Here is a 16,802-nt window from a genome sequence, read left to right as displayed (position 1 = left end):
CAATGGATCAGGTCGAGCTGGTCAGCAGGCATCGGTGGAGTCGGCACAACATCCCCCTCGGGGCAGGGGGTGTTGCGACATTCCTCTGACCCCGCAGACGGTTCGGCCGTGCGTGAGTGACGGTTCGGCGACCGGTCAGGCCCCGTAGCCGCCGTCGACGTCGAGCTTCTGCCCGGAGATGAAGCCGGCGCGGTCGGAGGCGAGGAAGCAGACGGCCTCGGCGATGTCGTCGGCGGTGCCGAACGTGCCGAGGGGGATGTTGCGGCGGGTGACCTCCAGCGCCTCCTCGGACAGGTCCCCGGAGCCGATGAGCCGGGCGGCCATGCCGTCGGTGAGCATGCCGGGGCCGACCGCGTTGACGCGGACGCCGTAGCGCCCCTCCTCGACCGCCAGCGCGCGCACCATCGCCTCGACCGCGGCCTTCGGGGCCGAGGACAGCCCGTCGCGCTTGGGGAAGCGGGTGGTGGCCGCGGTCGTGACGGCCACGACCGCGCCGTGGGTCTCCCGCAGCGCCGGCAGGGCCGCCCGGACCACGGTGAAGAACCCGCCGGCGTCGTCGTGCAGCTGGGTGGCCATCTCCTCGGCGGAGACCCGGCCGAGGTGGACCATCGGCACGTGCGGGCCGGCCGCGTGGACCAGCGTGTGCAGCCCCCCGTGCTCGGCCACGACGGTCGCGACGACCCGCTCGGCCTGCGCGGCCGCGTCGGGCGAGCCGAGGTCGAGCCGGTGCGAGGACACGCCCCCGGCCGGCGTACGACGGTGGGTGACCGCGACCGTGGCGCCGCGCTCCGCGAGCATCGACGCGACCCGCGCGCCGATGCCGCCGTTGCCGCCGACGACCAGCGCCGCGCCCCGGCGTCCGGCGAAGTCCTGCTCCACGCTCAGGCCTCCTCGGCCGAGAAGTCGACCACGTCGTGGCCGGTGGCGCCGTCGGGGAGCACGTCGCGCTCGACCGGTGTCTGCACGACCCCGTCGGCGTCGGTGGCCCGGACCCGCATCAGGTGGTCACCGGGACCGACGTCGACGGTGCCGCCCCACTGCACCCAGGTGTCGGTGTTGGGCACCCGGCCCAGCTCCATCGGCTGCCACGGCCCGCCGTCGACGGACACCTCGACCGCGGAGATCCCGGTGTGCTGGTGCCAGGCGACGCCGCCGACCCGGACGGGACCGGCGGCGACCGTCGAGCCGGACCGCGGGACGTCGATGCGCGAGGCGGTCTTCACCGGCCCGCGCTCGCCCCAGCCGCGCTGGGTCCAGTAGGCGTCGACGTCGGCGAACCGGGTGACCTCCATGTCCACGACCCACTTGGTCGCCGACACGTAGCCGTAGAGACCGGGCACCACGGTGCGCACGGGGAACCCGTGCTCGATGGGCAGCGGGCTGCCGTTCATCGCCAGCGCGAGCATCGCGTCACGGTCGTCGGTGAGGGCCTCGATCGGCGTGGCGCAGTTCCAGCCGTCCTGCGAGGTCTGCAGCACCGCGTCGGCCCCGTCGAGCACCCCGGCCTCGGCGAGCAGGTCGGCGGTCCGCACGCCGCTCCACCAGGCGTTGCCGACCAGCGGGCCGCCGATCGGGTTGCTGACGCAGCACAGCGTCACCCAGGCGTCAGTCAGGCCGCGGTCGAGGAGGTCCTGGTAGCCCAGCACCACCTCCCGCTCGACCATCCCGTGGATGCGCAGCGACCAGTCGGCAGGCTCGATCGCGGGCACCACGATCGCGGTGTGGATCTTGTAGAACTCCTCGGTCGGCGTCTGCCAGGGGGCCAGCCCCGGCACGTCGGGGTGCGCGCCCGCGGGCACCCGCGGCGCGCGGACGTCGAGCCGCAGCAGTCGCCGGACCTCCTCGACCTGGCGGCGCCCGCTGCCGACGACGCGCCCGGCCACGCCGGCCGCCACCGCGGCCGCGCCGAGCAGGCCGGCGCGCACGAGGAACTGCCGCCTCCCCCGTGAGTACGCCGCCGCGCCGGTCGACCCGGGCTCGGGTCCCTCCCCGGCGACCGCGTCGGCCCGCCGCAGCGGCTCGGTGAGCAGCGAGAGCACGACCAGCCAGGTGACGTAGCCGACCGCCACGGGCAGCAGGTCGACCCCGGACCAGTCGGCCGAGAGCAGCACCGCGACGGCCGCGAGCGTGGCCATCAGTGAGTAGACGAGGACCGGCACCCACCACCGACGACGGGCCCAGGCACCGACGTACCAGAACAGGACGACGGTGAGCACCGCCATCACCGAGAGCAGCAGCGTCTTGTTCCACGCGCCGAGGAACTTCAGCGCGAAGGAGACGATCGGTCCCGGCGCCGAGCGCACCACGAGCTCGGCGATCGCCACGACGGGCGCCTCGCGGACGGTGAGCACCATCGCGGCGGCGTAGCTGGTGAGCATGCCTGCGGCGCCCGCCACGAGCCCGGCGAGCGGCCACACGAGGGCGCGCTGCTCGAGCGTGGGTCGGGGAGCCATGTGGCCATCATGACGCAGCGGTCTCCAGCGATCGGGACGGCAGGTGTGACGGTCCGGTGACGACTACCCTCCCCCGGGTGAGCGACCCCATCACCGGACTCCCCCGCGTCGGGGTCGGCACCGACGTGCACCGCCTCGTCGCCGGCGTCCCCCTCCACCTGGCCGGACTGGCCTGGCCCGAGGAGACCCACGGCCTGGAGGGCCACTCCGACGCCGACGTGGCCGCCCACGCCGCCTGCGACGCGCTGCTGTCCGCGGCGGGCCTGGGCGACCTGGGCTCGAACTTCGGCACCAGCGAGCCCGAGTGGGCCGGTGCCGCCGGCGCCGCGCTGCTCGCCGAGACCGCTCGCCGCGTCCGCGCGGCCGGGTTCGCGATCGGCAACGTCGCCGTGCAGGTGATCGGCAACCGCCCCAAGGTCGGGCCGCGTCGCGCGGAGGCCGAGGCGGCGCTGTCGGCCGCGGTCGACGCCCCGGTCACCGTCTCGGCGACCACCACCGACGGCCTCGGGCTGACCGGCCGCGGCGAGGGCGTCGCCGCGATCGCCACGGCCCTCGTCGTCCCGACCACCCCCGCACCCTCCGGACAGCCCGCAAGAGGAGCCCGATGACCGCGACCACCCACAGCCTGCTCGCCGACGACGGCGCCCGCCTGCACGTCACGACCTACGGCCGTGAGGACGCGCCCGTCACGCTGCTGCTCGCGCACTGCTGGACCGCCGACGAGCAGGACTGGCACTACCAGGTGCGGCACCTGCTCGCGACCTACGGGCCCGACCTGCGCCTGGTCACCTGGGACGCCCGCGGGCACGGCCGCTCGGAGGTCGCGCCGGAGCGCGACTGCACGGTCTCGCGGCTGGGCCGCGACCTCGGCCACGTCATCGACGCGTACGCCGGCGAGGCACCGATCGTCCTGGCCGGCCACTCGATCGGCGGCATGACGATCATGTCGCTGCCCGAGGAGCGGCCCGACCTGGTCGACCGGGTGGCGGGGCTGGTGTTCGTGGCGACCTCGTCGGGGGGCCTGGACACCGTGACGCTGGGGCTGCCGGAGATGGGGCCGTTCCTGCGGGCGCGACTGCCGCGGGTCCTCGCGACCCGGGCCCGGCTGCTCAGCCGCGCCGAGCGCCGGCGTACCCCCTCCATCGAGCGGTGGGTCGTCAACCGGTTCCTCATGGGCTCGCCGCTGCGACTGCGCGACGCCGGCCTGGTCGTCGACCAGATGGTCAGCTGCTCGCCGGCGACGATGTCGGGCTACTACAGCGACCTGATGCGCCACGAGCGCACCGCCGGCCTCAAGGCGTTCGACGGCGTCCCGACCACGGTCATGGTGGGCAGTGCCGACGTGCTGACCCCGCCCTCGCACGCGCGGCGGCTGGCGTCGGCCATCGAGGGGGCGCGGATGTTCGTGCTGCCCGGCGCCGGGCACTACCTGCCGCTGGAGCGCGACGAGGCCGTCTCGGCCGAGCTGGTGGCCGCCGTGGAGCGGGCCCGCCCCTGAGCGGACCGGGGCTCCGGCGGGGCTCCGGCTGGGCCACGGATCAGGCGGCGTCGCCCCGGCGCCGCCCGATGTGGACGACCCCGCCCTCGACCTTGACCTCGTAGGCCGGGACGGAGACGGCGAGATCCTCCAGGCAGCGGCCGGTGCGCAGGTCGAAGCCGTGCCGGTGCAGCGGCGAGGCCACGAACGGCACGTCGCCACGACGGCCCACGATGCCCTTGGCGAGCACCGACGCCTTGGCGAACGGGTCGTGGTTGCCCAGCGCGTAGACGGTCTCGTCGGACATCTTGAAGATCGCCACCGCCTGACCGTGCACGAGGGCCGTGGCGCCACGCTCGACCTCGAGCTGCTCGAGCCGGCACACGGCGTGCCACTCCCCGCTCTCCCGCTGCCGGTCGCGCTGCCTGGGGGTCATGCCCGGCCGCCCGGACTCCTCACGCCGACCACGCTGCTCTCGCGCATCGGACCTCCTTCGGCCTCCGAACGTAGGAGGCGCCGGGTACCACCGAGGTTTCTCCATGTAACAGCCGTGAAAACTCATCCCGGTCCGGCCCGCTAGCCTGCGCCGGTGACCTCCGCCCCCTCCTCCCCCGCGCCTGCTCCGCCGCGTCCCGGCGTGACGGTCGTGGTGCTCGGCGCCGGCGCGGGCAACCGGGTCGGCGCCGGGGTCAACAAGGTCCTCATCGAACTGGCCGGGAGGCCGCTGCTGGCCTGGTCGCTCACCCACGCGCTGGCCACGACCGGGGTCGACCGGGTGGTCGTGGTGGCCGCGCCCACCGAGCACGCCGAGGTCGCCGACGCGCTGTCGGCGTACCTGCCCCAGGACGGCCCGAGCGACGGCCCGGAGGTGGCGCTGGTGCCCGGCGGCACCTCCCGCCACGGGTCGGAGTGGGCGGCGCTCCAGGCCGTCGCGGGGCACGTCGAGGCCGGCCGCACCGACGTCGTCGCGATCCACGACGGGGCGCGCCCCCTGGCCTCGCCCGCGCTCTTCGACGCCGTGGTCGCCGCGGCCCGGCGCCACGGCGGCGCACTGCCGGCCGCGGCCACCCACGGGCTGGTGACCGCCGACCTGACGCCGGCACCGAGGTGGCTCGTGGGGGTCCAGACCCCGCAGGCCTTCCGCGCCCGCCCCCTGCTGGAGGCCTACCGCGCCGCCGCGCGCGACGGCTTCGAGGGCACCGACACCGCCGCCACCTTCGAGCGGTACGCCGGCCTGCCGGTCGTCGCGGTGCCGTCCACGCCGGCCAACCTCAAGGTCACCTGGCCCGAGGACCTCGCCCTGGCCGAGGAGCTGCTCAGCGCGCGGTGAGCGCCTCCAGGACGCGCACGTCGTCCTCGTCGCCGACCCGTCGGCCCTCGGCGGGCGCCTCGAGCGTCACGACCGGGAACCTCGCGGCCAGGTCGGCGGCGAGCTCGGCGAAGTCGGTGCTCGCCAGGCCCTCCAGGCCTGCCACCACCGACGCGGGCAGCACGATCGGCGAGGTCACCTGGCGCATCGCCTCGCGGTCCACGGTGTCCTGGACGACCCCGTCGGCGTCGACGGCCTTGAGCGTGTCGGTCACGGGGCGTACGCCGACGACGACCGCCTGGGTCGCCGCGCACCGCTCCACGCACGCGGCGATGAAGTCCGCGGGCGTCATCGGGCACAGCGGGTCGTGCAGCACCAGCGGCTCCCCGGCCTCGACCAGCGCCTCCCACGGAGTGCCCAGGTCGACCTGGGTGACCCCCGCCTCCCCGAGCGCCCACGCCGCGCAGGCGACCAGCGCCTCCCCGTGGCAGAGCGCGAAGGGCAGCGACCCGCGCCCGGACTCGACCACGACCCCCAGCGACCCGTCCTCGTCGTACAGCACGTCCCTCACGCTAGTCGCCCTCCGCCGGGAGCGGTGAGTCCTCAACCCCCCGCCAGTGCCAGACGGTTGACCATCCACCGCTCGCCGCGGGAGCGGTGGGTGGTCAACCGTTCCTGGCGCTTACACGGTTCAGGACTCACCGCTCGTCTGCCCCGGAACAGCACGAAGCCCCCGGGACGGTCCCGGGGGCCTCGAGTGCAGCTGAGTGAGTCAGTGACTCAGGAGGCGAGCACCTCGTCGAGGATGGCCTCGGCCTTGTCCTCGTTGGTGTGCTCGGCCAGGGCCAGCTCGGAGACGAGGATCTGGCGCGCCTTGGCCAGCATCCGCTTCTCGCCGGCCGACAGGCCACGGTCACGCTCGCGGCGCCACAGGTCGCGCACGACCTCGGCGACCTTCATGACGTCGCCGCTGTGCAGCTTCTCCAGGTTGGCCTTGTAGCGACGCGACCAGTTGGTCGGCTCCTCCACGTGCGCGGCACGCAGCACGTCGAAGACGCGGTCCAGACCCTCCTTGTCGACGACGTCGCGGACCCCCACGAGGTCCAGGTTGCAGGCGGGCACACGGACCACCAGGTCCTGCTGTGCGACGATCCTCAGAACGAGGTACTGCCGGTCCTCTCCCTTGATCTTCCGCATCTCGATGTCCTCGATGATCGCGGCCCCGTGATTCGGGTAGACAACCGTTTCGCCGACGGTGAAAGTCATATGTCAGGTTCCCCTTCCTAGGCCGCCATCTTAACACGGCTTCCCGGCGTGTCGGACAGCGTTTCTGCAGGTCAGAGCGCTAACAAGGGCTTGACAGATCCCGCGACGCCGTGCTGGCAGGGGGCTGTCACGAGCCGTCGCGCCCACCCATCACCACCCCCACGGGGGAGCCCGTCGACACCCCGGAACCCGCCCTGTGCTGGGGAAACGCACGATCCGGGCCCCATCTACGGACATACTGCGGGGCATGGCTCGACCACGGCTGCGACGACGCGACCGCCAGGCGGATCCCACGGGCTCCGCCGCCCGATCGACCCCCGAGGGCGGCGCCGAGGACGCCCGGGACGCCGACACCCCACCGGGTACGACGCTGACCGAGGTGGCCGACGACGTACCCCCTCCGCCGCCGGCCGTGCCCCGCCGTCGCGTGCTCGACGCCACCCCGCTGCTGCTCCTGCGCGCGGCGCACCCCCGCCAGGCCGTCGCCACGGCCGTGCTGATGGCCGTCGCCGCGGCCCTGGCCGACCGGCCCACCCGCGACCTCGGGCTGGTGCTCGGGACCGTGCTCGTGGGCCAGGCGCTGCTGGGCTGGCACAACGACCTGGTCGACCGGCGCCGCGACGCCCGGCACGGGCGCACCGACAAGCCGGTCGCCGACGGGCGCCTGGACCCGAGCACCGCGTGGTTCGCGCTGTCGTGCGCCGTGCTGCTGGTGATCCCGCTGGCCCTGTCCAACGGCATCACCGCCGGCCTGCTCTACCTCGTCTCGCTCGCCATCGGCGTGCTCGGCAACTACACGCTGCGCACCGGGTTCCTCAGCTGGGTGCCGTGGGCCGCGGCGTTCGCGCTCTACCCGGCCTTCCTGTCCTTCGGCGGCTGGGGCAACCACGACGGCGGCGCCGCACCGCAGCCGGCGATGACGGTGCTGGCGGCCCTGCTCGGCATCGGGGTGCACCTGCTGACCTCGCTGTGGGGCCTGGTCGCCGACCACGAGGACGGCTGGACCTACCTCCCGCTGCGGCTGGGCATGAAGGTCGGAGCGGCGCGGCTGCTGGCGCTGACCGCCACCTACCTCGCCCTCGTCACCGCGGGGATGATCATCACCGGAACCCTGGTCGGCCTGCACGCCTAGGCACCGCTAGGCTGTCGCCGCCGGATCCAGATCGACCCGAAGGCTTTCCGACATGCACCTGCGCCGCTCGCTCGTGGCCGCTGCCAGCGCCCTCGCCCTGGCCTCGACCCTGTCCTCCTGCGGGTTCGACTACGCCACCGACCGGGTCTACACCCCGGCCGCAGGCCCCATCGACCGTGACGCCACCGTCGACGTGCTCTCCGCCGTCATCGTGTCCAAGGCGCCCGGCTCCGGCACGTTCATCGCCGGCCTGTCGAACAACTCCGGCACCGAGGCGATCACCTTCGAGGCGATCCGCCCCGTCGGCGACACCAGCATCTCCTTCGAGGACTTCGAGGACCGCCGCATCCCGCGCCTGGGCTTCGAGAACCTCTCCGCCGAGGGCGACGGCATCGTCGTGACCGGCGACTTCGAGGCCGGCAACTTCGTCGGCGTCCAGCTCGCCTTCGACAACGGCGAGATCGTCGACATGCAGATCCCGGTCGTCACCGACTGCGACGAGTTCGACGGCTTCGACGTCAGCGAGTCCGAGGGCGAGGAGTACGACTGCGAGCCGCTCGAGCCCGTGGCCGACGGTCGCTACGAGAACTACCACCCCGAGGGCGAGCACTCCGACGAGGAGCACGCCGAGGGCTCTGAGGACGGGGAGCACTGAGCGTGACGTACACCCTGGTCCTGCTGCGGCACGGCGAGTCCGACTGGAACGCCAAGAACCTCTTCACGGGCTGGGTCGACGTACCCCTCACCGAGAAGGGTGAGGGCGAGGCCCGACGCGGCGGCGAGCAGCTGGTCGAGGCCGGCATCCTCCCCGACGTCGTGCACACCTCGCTGCTGCGCCGCGCGATCACGACCGCGGGCCTCGCGCTCGACGCCGCCGACCGGCACTGGATCCCGGTCAAGCGCTCCTGGCGCCTCAACGAGCGCCACTACGGCGCGCTGCAGGGCAAGGACAAGAAGCAGACGCTGGAGCAGTACGGCGAGGAGCAGTTCATGCTCTGGCGCCGCTCCTTCGACACTCCCCCGCCGCCGATCGAGACCGACGACGAGTTCTCCCAGGCCTCCGACGTCCGGTACGCCGACCTCGGCTCGGACCTGCCGGCCACCGAGTGCCTCAAGGACGTCATCGCCCGGATGGTCCCCTACTGGGAGTCCGACATCATCCCCGACCTGGCCGCCGGCAAGACCGTGCTCGTCGCCGCCCACGGCAACAGCCTGCGCGCGATCGTCAAGCACCTCGACGGCATCTCCGACGAGGACATCGCCGGCCTCAACATCCCCACTGGCATGCCGCTGGTCTACGAGCTCGACGAGTCCTTCTCGCCGGTCGAGAAGGGTGGCCGCTACCTCGACCCCGACGCCGCGGCCGCTGCTGCCGCCGCCGTGGCCAACCAGGGCAAGTAGGGCCTGCGCGCGGGAAGGTCGGACTGACGTCAGTCGAACCTTCCGACTCCCGCCCGCAAGGTTTGTCGGCCAGCCGAAGGACCCGGAAGCTGGACGACGTACCTTTGTCGTCCCACTTCCGGGTTTGTCGGCCAGCCGACAAACCCGGCCGACCCGCCGCCCCCCGCTGGACCCCCCGGCTCAGGCCTCGCTGGCCGCAGCCCGCGGGTCCTCACCGGTGACCACGAAGACCACGCGGTTGGCGATCGAGACCGCGTGGTCGGCGATGCGCTCGTAGTAGCGACCGAGCAGCGCGATGTCGACGGCCGCCTCGACGCCGTGGGTCCAGTCGTCGCCGAGCACCTGGGTGAAGCTGGCGCGGCGCAGCTGGTCCATGATCTCGTCGTCGCGGCCCAGCTCGATGGCGGCGGACACGTCGCGGTCGACGATGATCTGCTTCACGCGGGCCACCATGTCGCGGGCCACGTCGGCCATCCGGGAGACGGTCGGCTGGATCTCGGCCGGCACGGCGACGTCGGGGACGCGCATCCGGGCGATCTTGGCGACGTGGACCGAGAGGTCGCCCATCCGCTCGAGCTCGGTGACCATCCGCAGCGCGGCGACGACCACGCGCAGGTCGCCGGCGACGGGCTGCTGCAGGGAGAGCAGCTCGAAGCACTGCTCCTCGACCTCGACGCGGGCCCGGTCGATGTCGACGTCGGCGGAGATGACCTGCTCGGCGATCTCGACGTCGGCCTCGAGGAGGGACTTGGTCGCCTGGCACACCGCGGTCTCGACCTGACCGCAGATGGTGGCGAGGTCGCCGAAGACGGCGTCGAGCTGCTCGTGGAAGACGTCACGCATGGGCTCCACCTTAGGAGAGCCGGGTGACCATACGGGGTGTGGCCATGAACGCGGGGTGAACGTTCCCTACGTCGGCGTCCGGGGCTGAACCCCCGGTGAAACTCGTGCGTACGCTTCCCCCGTGGACCCGACGCTCCAGGCTGCCCTCGCAGCCCTCATCGGCGCCGTCGTCGCCGGCGGCGCGGTCCTGGCGTGGCACATCAGCGACCGCCAGCAGCGCACGATCCCGCCGTACGCCCAGCCGGTCGTCCCGGACGGGGTGGGCACCGTGCTGTCGGTGCTGCGGTCCAGCGCCGTGGTCGTGGACGACAACGACGAGGTCCTCAAGGCGTCTGCTCCGGCGTACGCGCTGGGGCTGGTGCGGGGCAGCAAGCTCGTCTCGGCCGACCTCGCCGACGTGGTCCGCAAGGTACGCCGGGACGGGCAGATCCGGGAGACCGAGCTGCTGATGGCGCGACCGGGGGTGCCCTCGCGCTACGTCACCGCCCGCGTCGCGCCGCTGGGCTCCCGGCTGGTGCTCGCGCTGGTCGAGGACCGCACCCGGGAGAAGCGCGTGGAGGAGGTCCGCCGCGACTTCGTCGCCAACGTCTCCCACGAGCTGAAGACCCCGGTGGGGGCGATCCGCCTGCTCTCGGACGCGATGCAGGACGCCGCCGACGATCCCGAGGCCGTGCGCCGCTTCGCGGACCGGATGTTCACCGAGTCCGAGCGGCTGGGCAAGCTGGTCCAGCAGATCATCGAGCTCTCTCGCCTGCAGGCCGACGACCCCCTCGACGCGCCGGTCGCGGTCCACCTCGACGACGTGATCGCCACCGCCGTGGACACCAGCCGGATGGACGCGGAGAACAAGAACATCCAGGTGATGGTCGGCGGCACCTCCGACCTGCAGGTCTTCGGCAACGAGCAGCAGGTGCTGGCCGCGGTCTCCAACCTCGTGAGCAACGCGGTGTCCTACTCCGAGAACGACTCGACCGTCCTGGTCACCACGCGCGTGGACGAGGGCTCGGTCGACATCTCCGTGGTCGACCAGGGCATCGGCATCCCCGCCGAGGAGCTCGACCGCATCTTCGAACGTTTCTACCGGGTCGACCCGGCCCGCCACCGCTCCACCGGCGGCACCGGGCTCGGCCTGTCCATCGTCAAGCACGTCGCCGCCACCCACGGCGGCGAGGTCCGGGTCTGGTCAGCAGAGGGTCAGGGCTCTACGTTCACCCTCACGCTGCCCCAGCACTTCGGAGCAGAGAGAAAGACACAGGAGGACAGCCCGTGACACGGGTACTGGTCGTCGAGGACGAGGAGAGCTACAGCGACGCCCTCGCGTACATGCTGCGCAAGGAGGGCTTCGAGGTGGCCATCGCCGCGGACGGGAACACCGCGCTGACGGAGTTCGACCGCAACGGGGCAGACATCGTGCTGCTGGACCTGATGCTGCCCGGCATCCCCGGCACCGAGGTGTGCCGGCAGATCCGGGCGACCTCCAGCGTCCCGGTCATCATGGTGAGCGCGAAGGACGACGAGGTCGACAAGGTGGTGGGCCTCGAGCTCGGCGCCGACGACTACGTCACCAAGCCGTACTCCCCCCGTGAGCTGGTCGCCCGCATCCGTGCGGTCCTGCGCCGCGGCACCGAGCCGGAGCTCTCGCCCTCCACGCTGGAGGCCGGGCCGGTCCGGATGGACGTCGAGCGGCACGTGGTGACCGTGGACGGCAACGAGCAGAAGCTGCCGCTCAAGGAGTTCGAGCTGCTCGAGATGTTCCTGCGCAACCCCGGTCGCGTGCTCACGCGCGGGCAGCTGATCGACCGCGTGTGGGGCTCGGACTACGTCGGCGACACCAAGACCCTCGACGTGCACGTCAAGCGGCTGCGCGCCAAGCTCGAGCCGGACCCGTCCGAGCCGAAGTACCTCGTGACGGTCCGCGGCCTGGGGTACAAACTCGACCTCTGAGGTCACCGACCACGACGTTCTGCAGGTTCTCGGGCCGATTTTCCTGCAGTACGTCGTGATCCGGCTGCCCCACGTCGCCGCGGGTCGCGCATCCGTGACCGAAACCCGCGCGACGGACGTCCATGGGCGTCCCTAGGCTTCACCCATGACATCGACCGCGACCCCGGCGTCCGCGCAGCCCGCCTCCTCCGGCGCCGGCGACGTCCCCAGCTGGCTGCCGCTGGCGGCCGTCGGGACGACTCTGCTGCTGTGGGCCAGCGCGTTCGTGGCGATCCGGCACCTGGGGCAGGACTTCTCGGCCGGCCCGCTCTCGTTGGGTCGCCTGCTGGTGGGGGCGGCGGTCCTGGGCGTGGTGGCGCTGAGCCGGGGGGTGCCGCACCCGACCCGGCGCGAGTGGGTCTCGCTCGTCAGCATCGGGGTGCTGTGGTTCGGCATCTACAACGTGGCGCTCAACGAGGGCGAGCAGCGGGTCGACGCCGGCACGGCGGCGATGCTGATCCAGCTCTCGCCGGTGCTGATCGCCCTGCTGGCGGCGGTGTTCCTGGACGAGCGCTTCACGGCGTACCTCGGGCTGGGCCTGGCGCTGGCCTTCGGCGGCGTCGCGCTGATCAGTGTCTCCACCCGCGAGTCGGCCGGGCACGACGTGGTCGGGGTGTTCCTGTGCCTGCTCTCGGCGGTGGTCTACTCGATCAGCCTGATCCTGCAGAAGCCGCTGGTCGCGCGGCTGCAGGCGGTCCACGTGACGTGGCTGGCGTGCACCGTCGGCGCCGTGGTGTGCCTGCCGTTCGCGCCGGGACTGCTCCGCGAGCTGGGCGAGGCGCCGGCCTCGAGCACCTGGTGGCTGGTCTACCTCGGGGTGTTCCCGACCGCGATCGCGTTCACGACCTACGCGTTCGCGCTCAAGCACATGTCCGCGTCCAACCTGGGCGTCACGACCTACCTCGTGCCGCCGATCACCATCGTGATGGGCTGGCTGGCGCTCGGCGAGACCCCGCCGACCATGGCGTACGCCGGTGGCGCGCTCGCCCTCGTCGGTGTCGCCGTCGCCCGCCGCAAGCCGCGGGTGCGGGCCGACGCCGCCGCACCTGCGTGAGTCAGGGGCGCCTCAGTCGCCCAGCACCTTACCGACGTCCACGATGCCGTCCACGTCGTCGATGGCGGCGGCCAGGCGGGTCACCTCGTCGTCGGTGAGGTCCAAGCCCGCGTCCGCGAAGCCATCGCGGAGCTCCTGCTCGACGGTCCGCTCCGGGGCGCCCTCCTGGTAGGAGCCCACACGGTCGACGACGCCCTGCACTGCCTGGATCTTCTCTGTCTGCATGTCGCGAGGGTGCCCCCGACGGCGGTCGCCACACTGCCCGACGGGGTGAGGAGGGGCGCTCCCGACCACAGCTCGCACCGACCCGCAGGCGCCGGCAGGCATCCTCGAAGCGCCGGACGGCCTCGGCGCAGAGGCAGCGGTGCTCGTGCGGCTCGGGGTCGGTGGGGCGGGTGGGCTGACAGGCCGGGATACGACGAATTCGATCTCACCCCTACTGCGCAGTAAGGGTGAGATCGAATGCGGAGTACCCCGCTGACGTGACCCCTGGGACCCGAGTGACCCCTGGGACTCAGCCCCCGCCGGCCCCGCCGGCGGCGTCCTCGGCCTCCAGCCAGCCCCGGAACGCCTCGAGGTTGCGGGTGGACTCCCCGCGCAGCTTGCGCCACTCCCACTCCTTGCGGATCGAGGAGGCGAAGCCGAGCTCGAGGATCGCGTTGAACGACTCGTCGGCGTAGCTCAGCACCGACCCGAGGAGCCGGTCTAACTCGTCGGGGGTGGCGACGTCCAGCGGCAGCCGGGCATCGAGGTAGATGTCGCCGTGGTGGTCGCAGGCGAACGCGACGGCGTACATCTTCAGGTTGCGCTCGAGCAGCCAGCGCCACACGCGCTCGTGGTTCTCGTCGGGGCGGCGGCACACGAAGGCGTGGATGCCCAGGGCGTGCGGGCCGACGTCGAGGCGCACGGGGGTCTGCAGCTTCTTCTCGCCGGGCAACGCGAAGGAGAACACCCCGTCGGCGACCTCGTCGGCCTCCAGCTCGTTGTCGGCGAGGTAGCCGCGCACGACCTCGATGACCTGCTCGCGACCCTCGTCCCGCCTCGACTCCAGCTCCTGCTCGATCACGCCGTGACCTCCGCCCTCATCAGCTGCCGGGCCCGCTCGTAGGTCTCCAGCATCGCGCCGGCCGTCGCGTCCCAGCTGAACTCCCGTGCCTGTGCCGCCGCGCCCGCCGCCAGCCGGTCGTGCAGGCCCGGCTCGGTCAGCACGCGTGCGAGCGCACGCGCCCAGTCGGTGTCGTCGTGGGTGTCGACGAGCAGCCCGCTCCGCTCATGGCGTACGACGGTGGGCAGCCCGCCCACGGCCGCGGCCACCACCGGCGTACCGCACGCGCCCGCCTCCGCCGCGACGAGCCCGAACGACTCGTTGTAGCTCGGCACGGCGACCAGTGTCGCGGCGGCGTACCACTGCGCCAGCTGCGACTGGGCCACGGGCGGGACGAACCGCACGACGTCGTCGAGCCCGAGGGTGACCGCGAGCTCGACGAGCGACTCCGGGTGCTCCAGGCCCGACCCGGAGGGGCCGCCGACGACCGGGACCACGAGCCGCGAGCGCAGCGCGGGCTGGCGCTCGAGCAGCACGGCGACCGCGCGCAGCAGCACGTCGGGCGCCTTGAGCGGCTGGATGCGGCCGGCGAACAGCACGACCTGCGCGTCGGCCGGCAGGCCCAGCGCGGCGCGAGCGGCGGCCTGCGAGCCGGGCCGGAAGACGTCGAGGTCAACTCCGGGGTGGACGACCTCGACGCGGCCGGGGTCGGCGTCGTAGAGGTTGATCAGCTGCTTGGCCTCGATGTCGGTGTTGGCGACGAGCACGTCCGCGGCCTCGACCACCTGCTGCTCGCCGATGACGCGGGCCTCGGGCTCGGGGGTGTCGCCCTCGGCGAGCGACTCGTTCTTGACCCGGGCCATCGTGTGCATGGTGTGCACCAGCGGCACGCCCCAGCGGTCGCGGGCGAGCGCGCCGACCTGGCCTGAGAGCCAGTAGTGGGAGTGCACGGCGTCGTAGTGGCCCCGCGGCTGCACCGCCTCGGTGCGCAGCACCTCGCGGGCGAACACGCACAGCTGGCCGGGCAGCGCGTCCTTGGCCAGGCCCTCGTAGGGACCGGCGTGGACGTGGCGCACCAGCACCCCGTCGGCGGCCTCGACGACCGGCGGCAGCGCGGAGGAGGTGGCGCGGGTGAACACGTCGACCTCGATGCCCTGCCGCGCCAGACGTCGGGCCAGCTCGATGACGTAGACGTTCATGCCGCCCGCATCACCGGTGCCCGGCTGGTCGAGCGGGGAGGTGTGCAGGCTGATCATCGCGAGACGGCGCACGGGCCGGGCGACATCAGGGCTCACAGGCTCCCTCACGGGTGATCGACGGGTCAGCGATGGTGGACGACGGTCGGGTCGGGCTCAACACCAGTGAACACCCGACCACCCCGGGGCATTCCCACCCCATGGGTGGTGGGCCGGTACGCCGGCGGGCACCGCCCGCCCGTCGGGCTCAGCGCGCGTGGCTGCCGGGACGCTTCTCAGCCGAGCGCTTCTCAGCCGCGCGCCTCGCGGCGGTCCGCCCGGCCCGCGCGGGCTCCGCGGAGGACCCGGTCGCCCGCCTCGGCCCGACCGGGCGTACCCGCTCCCAGCCCACCGGCACGAGCACCACGAGCACCAGCCCGACGACCCCGGCGCGGACCGGGTCGCCGTCGAGACCGGCGACGGCGCCGAGCGACCAGCACAGCAGCGCCAGGCAGACGCCGACGACCGCGCGCAGCGGGACGGGCTTGACCATCCCCGCACCCGCGGCGACGGCGACGACGGTGAGCAGCGCGGCGCCCACCCACAGCAGCGGGTCGAGGTCGGTGGCCCAGCGTGCGACCCACGCCCCGGCCCCGAGCACCCCGATGCCGCTGACGACGGTCCCGACCTGCACGCGCACCCCACCCTCCCGACGCTCCCCGGAGGACCTGTCCGGCCCCACTGCGCCGCCCCACGACGGCCGCACCCGACCCGGCTCGAGCGCTGCCCCATCGTGCACCACCGGGCACCGCGGGACCAGAGCCGTCCCACCCGCCTGTGGGTCCCCTCGCGGACCGGGTGGTTCGATGGCGCTATGACGTCCCACACCGAGTCCGACACCCGTCGTACCGCCGTCGTGACCGGCGCCAGCAGCGGCATCGGCGCCGCCACCGCCCGTGCCCTGGCCGCGGAGGGGTTCCACGTCTACTGCGCGGCCCGGCGCACCGAGCGGGTCGTCGAGCTGGCCGAGGAGATCGGCGGCACCCCCGTGACCGTCGACGTCACCTCCGAGGACTCCGTCGCCGCGCTCGCCTCGACCGTCGGCGACCGGCTCGACGTGCTGGTCAACAACGCCGGCGGCGCGTTCGGCTCGGCCCCGGTGGCGGAGGCCGACGCCGAGCAGTGGCGCGCGATGTACGAGGTCAACGTCATCGGGCTGATGCTCGTCACCCGCGCCCTGCTGCCGGCACTGAAGGCCTCGGGCGCCGGTGTGATCTGCAACGTCGGCTCGACCGCGGGCCGGATCGCCTACGAGGGCGGGGCGGGCTACACGGCCGCGAAGCACGGCACCCAGGTCGTCACCGAGACGCTGCGCCTGGAGCTCTTCGACCAGCCCGTGCGGGTCTGCGAGGTCGCGCCCGGCATGGTCAAGACCGACGAGTTCTCGCTCGTCCGCTTCGGCGGCGACCAGGACAAGGCGGACGCCGTGTACGCCGGGGTCCGCGAGCCGCTGGTCGCCGAGGACGTCGCCGACGCGATCTCCTGGGTCGTCACCCGGCCCCCGCACGTCAACATCGACGAGCTCGTCATCCGGCCGCGTGCCCAGGCCGCCCAGCACAAGGTCCACCGGGAGCCCTGAGCGAAGCGAACGGCGACTGACGCGG

The 16,802-nt window shown here is 73.1% G+C and carries 20 protein-coding genes; 10 read left to right on the top strand and 10 right to left on the bottom strand.

The features are described from left to right. Nucleotides 1-135: 135 nt before the first annotated feature. Complete coding sequence (locus A6R01_RS00540) at nucleotides 136-879, bottom strand: SDR family oxidoreductase (protein WP_292602284.1); 744 nt, start codon at nucleotides 877-879, stop codon at nucleotides 136-138. Nucleotides 880-881: 2 nt separating this feature from the next. After that, nucleotides 882-2,453: a molybdopterin-dependent oxidoreductase gene (locus A6R01_RS00535; protein ID WP_292602281.1), complete on the bottom strand. Its 1,572-nt coding sequence runs from the start codon at nucleotides 2,451-2,453 to the stop codon at nucleotides 882-884. An 89-nt stretch (nucleotides 2,454-2,542) separates the two neighbouring features. On the opposite strand from A6R01_RS00535, the gene ispF reads away from it, so the two are divergent. Together ispF and A6R01_RS00525 are read left to right on the top strand one after the other, a co-directional pair. After that, entirely contained in the window at nucleotides 2,543-3,061 is a 519-nt protein-coding gene (gene ispF, locus A6R01_RS00530) for a 2-C-methyl-D-erythritol 2,4-cyclodiphosphate synthase (protein WP_292602296.1), read from the top strand. Then, nucleotides 3,058-3,951 (top strand): alpha/beta fold hydrolase, encoded by an 894-nt coding sequence (locus A6R01_RS00525; protein WP_292602278.1) that lies wholly within the window; start codon nucleotides 3,058-3,060, stop codon nucleotides 3,949-3,951. Before ispF ends, A6R01_RS00525 begins: the two co-directional genes overlap by 4 nt. Nucleotides 3,952-3,991: 40 nt before the next feature. Here the strand turns inward: A6R01_RS00525 and nirD are convergent, their stop codons facing one another. Next, entirely contained in the window at nucleotides 3,992-4,366 is a 375-nt protein-coding gene (gene nirD, locus A6R01_RS00520) for a nitrite reductase small subunit NirD (RefSeq protein ID WP_292602276.1), read from the bottom strand. A 153-nt stretch (nucleotides 4,367-4,519) separates the two neighbouring features. On the opposite strand from nirD, the gene A6R01_RS00515 reads away from it, so the two are divergent. Then, nucleotides 4,520-5,260, top strand: a complete 741-nt coding sequence (locus A6R01_RS00515; RefSeq protein WP_292602272.1) for a 2-C-methyl-D-erythritol 4-phosphate cytidylyltransferase — start codon at nucleotides 4,520-4,522, stop codon at nucleotides 5,258-5,260. On the opposite strand, the gene A6R01_RS00510 is transcribed toward A6R01_RS00515, so the two are convergent. Together A6R01_RS00510 and A6R01_RS00505 are read right to left on the bottom strand one after the other, a co-directional pair. Next, on the bottom strand, nucleotides 5,247-5,810 hold the full coding sequence (locus A6R01_RS00510; protein ID WP_292602270.1) for a 2-C-methyl-D-erythritol 4-phosphate cytidylyltransferase: 564 nt from the start codon (nucleotides 5,808-5,810) through the stop codon (nucleotides 5,247-5,249). The genes A6R01_RS00515 and A6R01_RS00510 overlap by 14 nt on opposite strands. A 209-nt stretch (nucleotides 5,811-6,019) precedes the next feature. Further along, on the bottom strand, nucleotides 6,020-6,505 hold the full coding sequence (locus A6R01_RS00505) for a CarD family transcriptional regulator (RefSeq protein ID WP_179532102.1): 486 nt from the start codon (nucleotides 6,503-6,505) through the stop codon (nucleotides 6,020-6,022). Nucleotides 6,506-6,752: 247 nt separating this feature from the next. On the opposite strand from A6R01_RS00505, the gene A6R01_RS00500 reads away from it, so the two are divergent. From A6R01_RS00500 to A6R01_RS00490, 3 genes are read left to right on the top strand one after another with little or no spacing between them, the layout of a single operon-like run. After that, on the top strand, nucleotides 6,753-7,637 hold the full coding sequence (locus A6R01_RS00500; RefSeq protein ID WP_292602268.1) for a UbiA family prenyltransferase: 885 nt from the start codon (nucleotides 6,753-6,755) through the stop codon (nucleotides 7,635-7,637). Nucleotides 7,638-7,689: 52 nt separating this feature from the next. Beyond that, nucleotides 7,690-8,292: a hypothetical protein gene (locus tag A6R01_RS00495; protein WP_292602266.1), complete on the top strand. Its 603-nt coding sequence runs from the start codon at nucleotides 7,690-7,692 to the stop codon at nucleotides 8,290-8,292. Nucleotides 8,293-8,294: 2 nt separating this feature from the next. Then, a complete protein-coding gene (locus A6R01_RS00490) occupies nucleotides 8,295-9,038 on the top strand; it encodes a phosphoglyceromutase (RefSeq protein ID WP_292602265.1) in 744 nt (247 codons plus the stop codon). A gap of 180 nt (nucleotides 9,039-9,218) precedes the next feature. Here the strand turns inward: A6R01_RS00490 and phoU are convergent, their stop codons facing one another. Beyond that, nucleotides 9,219-9,881, bottom strand: coding sequence for a phosphate signaling complex protein PhoU (gene phoU / locus A6R01_RS00485; protein ID WP_292602263.1), 663 nt, complete (start codon nucleotides 9,879-9,881; stop codon nucleotides 9,219-9,221). Between the two features lie 121 nt (nucleotides 9,882-10,002). On the opposite strand from phoU, the gene A6R01_RS00480 reads away from it, so the two are divergent. The 3 genes from A6R01_RS00480 (at nucleotide 10,003) to A6R01_RS00470 (ending at nucleotide 12,918) form a co-directional block, all read left to right on the top strand. Continuing rightward, a complete protein-coding gene (locus tag A6R01_RS00480; RefSeq protein WP_292602260.1) occupies nucleotides 10,003-11,151 on the top strand; it encodes an ATP-binding protein in 1,149 nt (382 codons plus the stop codon). Next, nucleotides 11,148-11,825 (top strand): response regulator transcription factor, encoded by a 678-nt coding sequence (locus tag A6R01_RS00475; RefSeq protein ID WP_292602257.1) that lies wholly within the window; start codon nucleotides 11,148-11,150, stop codon nucleotides 11,823-11,825. Before A6R01_RS00480 ends, A6R01_RS00475 begins: the two co-directional genes overlap by 4 nt. A gap of 145 nt (nucleotides 11,826-11,970) precedes the next feature. Continuing rightward, on the top strand, nucleotides 11,971-12,918 hold the full coding sequence (locus A6R01_RS00470; RefSeq protein WP_292602254.1) for a DMT family transporter: 948 nt from the start codon (nucleotides 11,971-11,973) through the stop codon (nucleotides 12,916-12,918). 12 nt (nucleotides 12,919-12,930) lie between these two features. Here the strand turns inward: A6R01_RS00470 and A6R01_RS00465 are convergent, their stop codons facing one another. The 4 genes from A6R01_RS00465 to A6R01_RS00450 form a co-directional block, all read right to left on the bottom strand. Then, complete coding sequence (locus A6R01_RS00465) at nucleotides 12,931-13,143, bottom strand: hypothetical protein (RefSeq protein ID WP_292602251.1); 213 nt, start codon at nucleotides 13,141-13,143, stop codon at nucleotides 12,931-12,933. 289 nt (nucleotides 13,144-13,432) lie between these two features. Beyond that, complete coding sequence (locus A6R01_RS00460; protein WP_292602247.1) at nucleotides 13,433-13,984, bottom strand: YbjN domain-containing protein; 552 nt, start codon at nucleotides 13,982-13,984, stop codon at nucleotides 13,433-13,435. After that, the gene (mshA, locus tag A6R01_RS00455) at nucleotides 13,981-15,219 is read right to left on the bottom strand and encodes a D-inositol-3-phosphate glycosyltransferase (protein ID WP_292602244.1); all 1,239 of its coding nucleotides are present in this window, start codon (nucleotides 15,217-15,219) and stop codon (nucleotides 13,981-13,983) included. Before mshA ends, A6R01_RS00460 begins: the two co-directional genes overlap by 4 nt. Nucleotides 15,220-15,406: 187 nt before the next feature. Next, complete coding sequence (locus tag A6R01_RS00450) at nucleotides 15,407-15,832, bottom strand: hypothetical protein (RefSeq protein ID WP_292602241.1); 426 nt, start codon at nucleotides 15,830-15,832, stop codon at nucleotides 15,407-15,409. Nucleotides 15,833-16,012: 180 nt separating this feature from the next. Between A6R01_RS00450 and A6R01_RS00445 the strand changes: the two genes are divergently transcribed. Then, nucleotides 16,013-16,777: an SDR family NAD(P)-dependent oxidoreductase gene (locus A6R01_RS00445; RefSeq protein ID WP_292602238.1), complete on the top strand. Its 765-nt coding sequence runs from the start codon at nucleotides 16,013-16,015 to the stop codon at nucleotides 16,775-16,777. Nucleotides 16,778-16,802 lie beyond the last annotated feature (25 nt).

This window comes from Nocardioides sp. REDSEA-S30_B4 (assembly GCF_001627265.1).
In the GTDB taxonomy this organism is placed as follows: Bacteria; Actinomycetota; Actinomycetes; order Propionibacteriales; family Nocardioidaceae; genus Nocardioides.
The sequence above is the reverse complement of the archived record's forward strand: the minus strand, read 5'-3'. Positions and strand labels throughout refer to the sequence as shown.

Excerpts from the sequence above, each read along its gene's own strand:
- A6R01_RS00535 (WP_292602281.1), bottom strand. The coding sequence starts at position 2,453 with ATGGCTCCCCGACCCACGCTCGAGCAGCGCGCCCTCGTGTGGCCGCTC.
- A6R01_RS00500 (WP_292602268.1), top strand. The coding sequence starts at position 6,753 with ATGGCTCGACCACGGCTGCGACGACGCGACCGCCAGGCGGATCCCACG.
- A6R01_RS00495 (WP_292602266.1), top strand. The coding sequence starts at position 7,690 with ATGCACCTGCGCCGCTCGCTCGTGGCCGCTGCCAGCGCCCTCGCCCTG.
- A6R01_RS00470 (WP_292602254.1), top strand. The coding sequence starts at position 11,971 with ATGACATCGACCGCGACCCCGGCGTCCGCGCAGCCCGCCTCCTCCGGC.
- A6R01_RS00505 (WP_179532102.1), bottom strand. The coding sequence starts at position 6,505 with ATGACTTTCACCGTCGGCGAAACGGTTGTCTACCCGAATCACGGGGCC.
- phoU (WP_292602263.1), bottom strand. The coding sequence starts at position 9,881 with ATGCGTGACGTCTTCCACGAGCAGCTCGACGCCGTCTTCGGCGACCTC.
- A6R01_RS00445 (WP_292602238.1), top strand. The coding sequence starts at position 16,013 with ATGACGTCCCACACCGAGTCCGACACCCGTCGTACCGCCGTCGTGACC.
- nirD (WP_292602276.1), bottom strand. The coding sequence starts at position 4,366 with ATGACCCCCAGGCAGCGCGACCGGCAGCGGGAGAGCGGGGAGTGGCAC.
- mshA (WP_292602244.1), bottom strand. The coding sequence starts at position 15,219 with ATGATCAGCCTGCACACCTCCCCGCTCGACCAGCCGGGCACCGGTGAT.
- A6R01_RS00465 (WP_292602251.1), bottom strand. The coding sequence starts at position 13,143 with ATGCAGACAGAGAAGATCCAGGCAGTGCAGGGCGTCGTCGACCGTGTG.
- A6R01_RS00525 (WP_292602278.1), top strand. The coding sequence starts at position 3,058 with ATGACCGCGACCACCCACAGCCTGCTCGCCGACGACGGCGCCCGCCTG.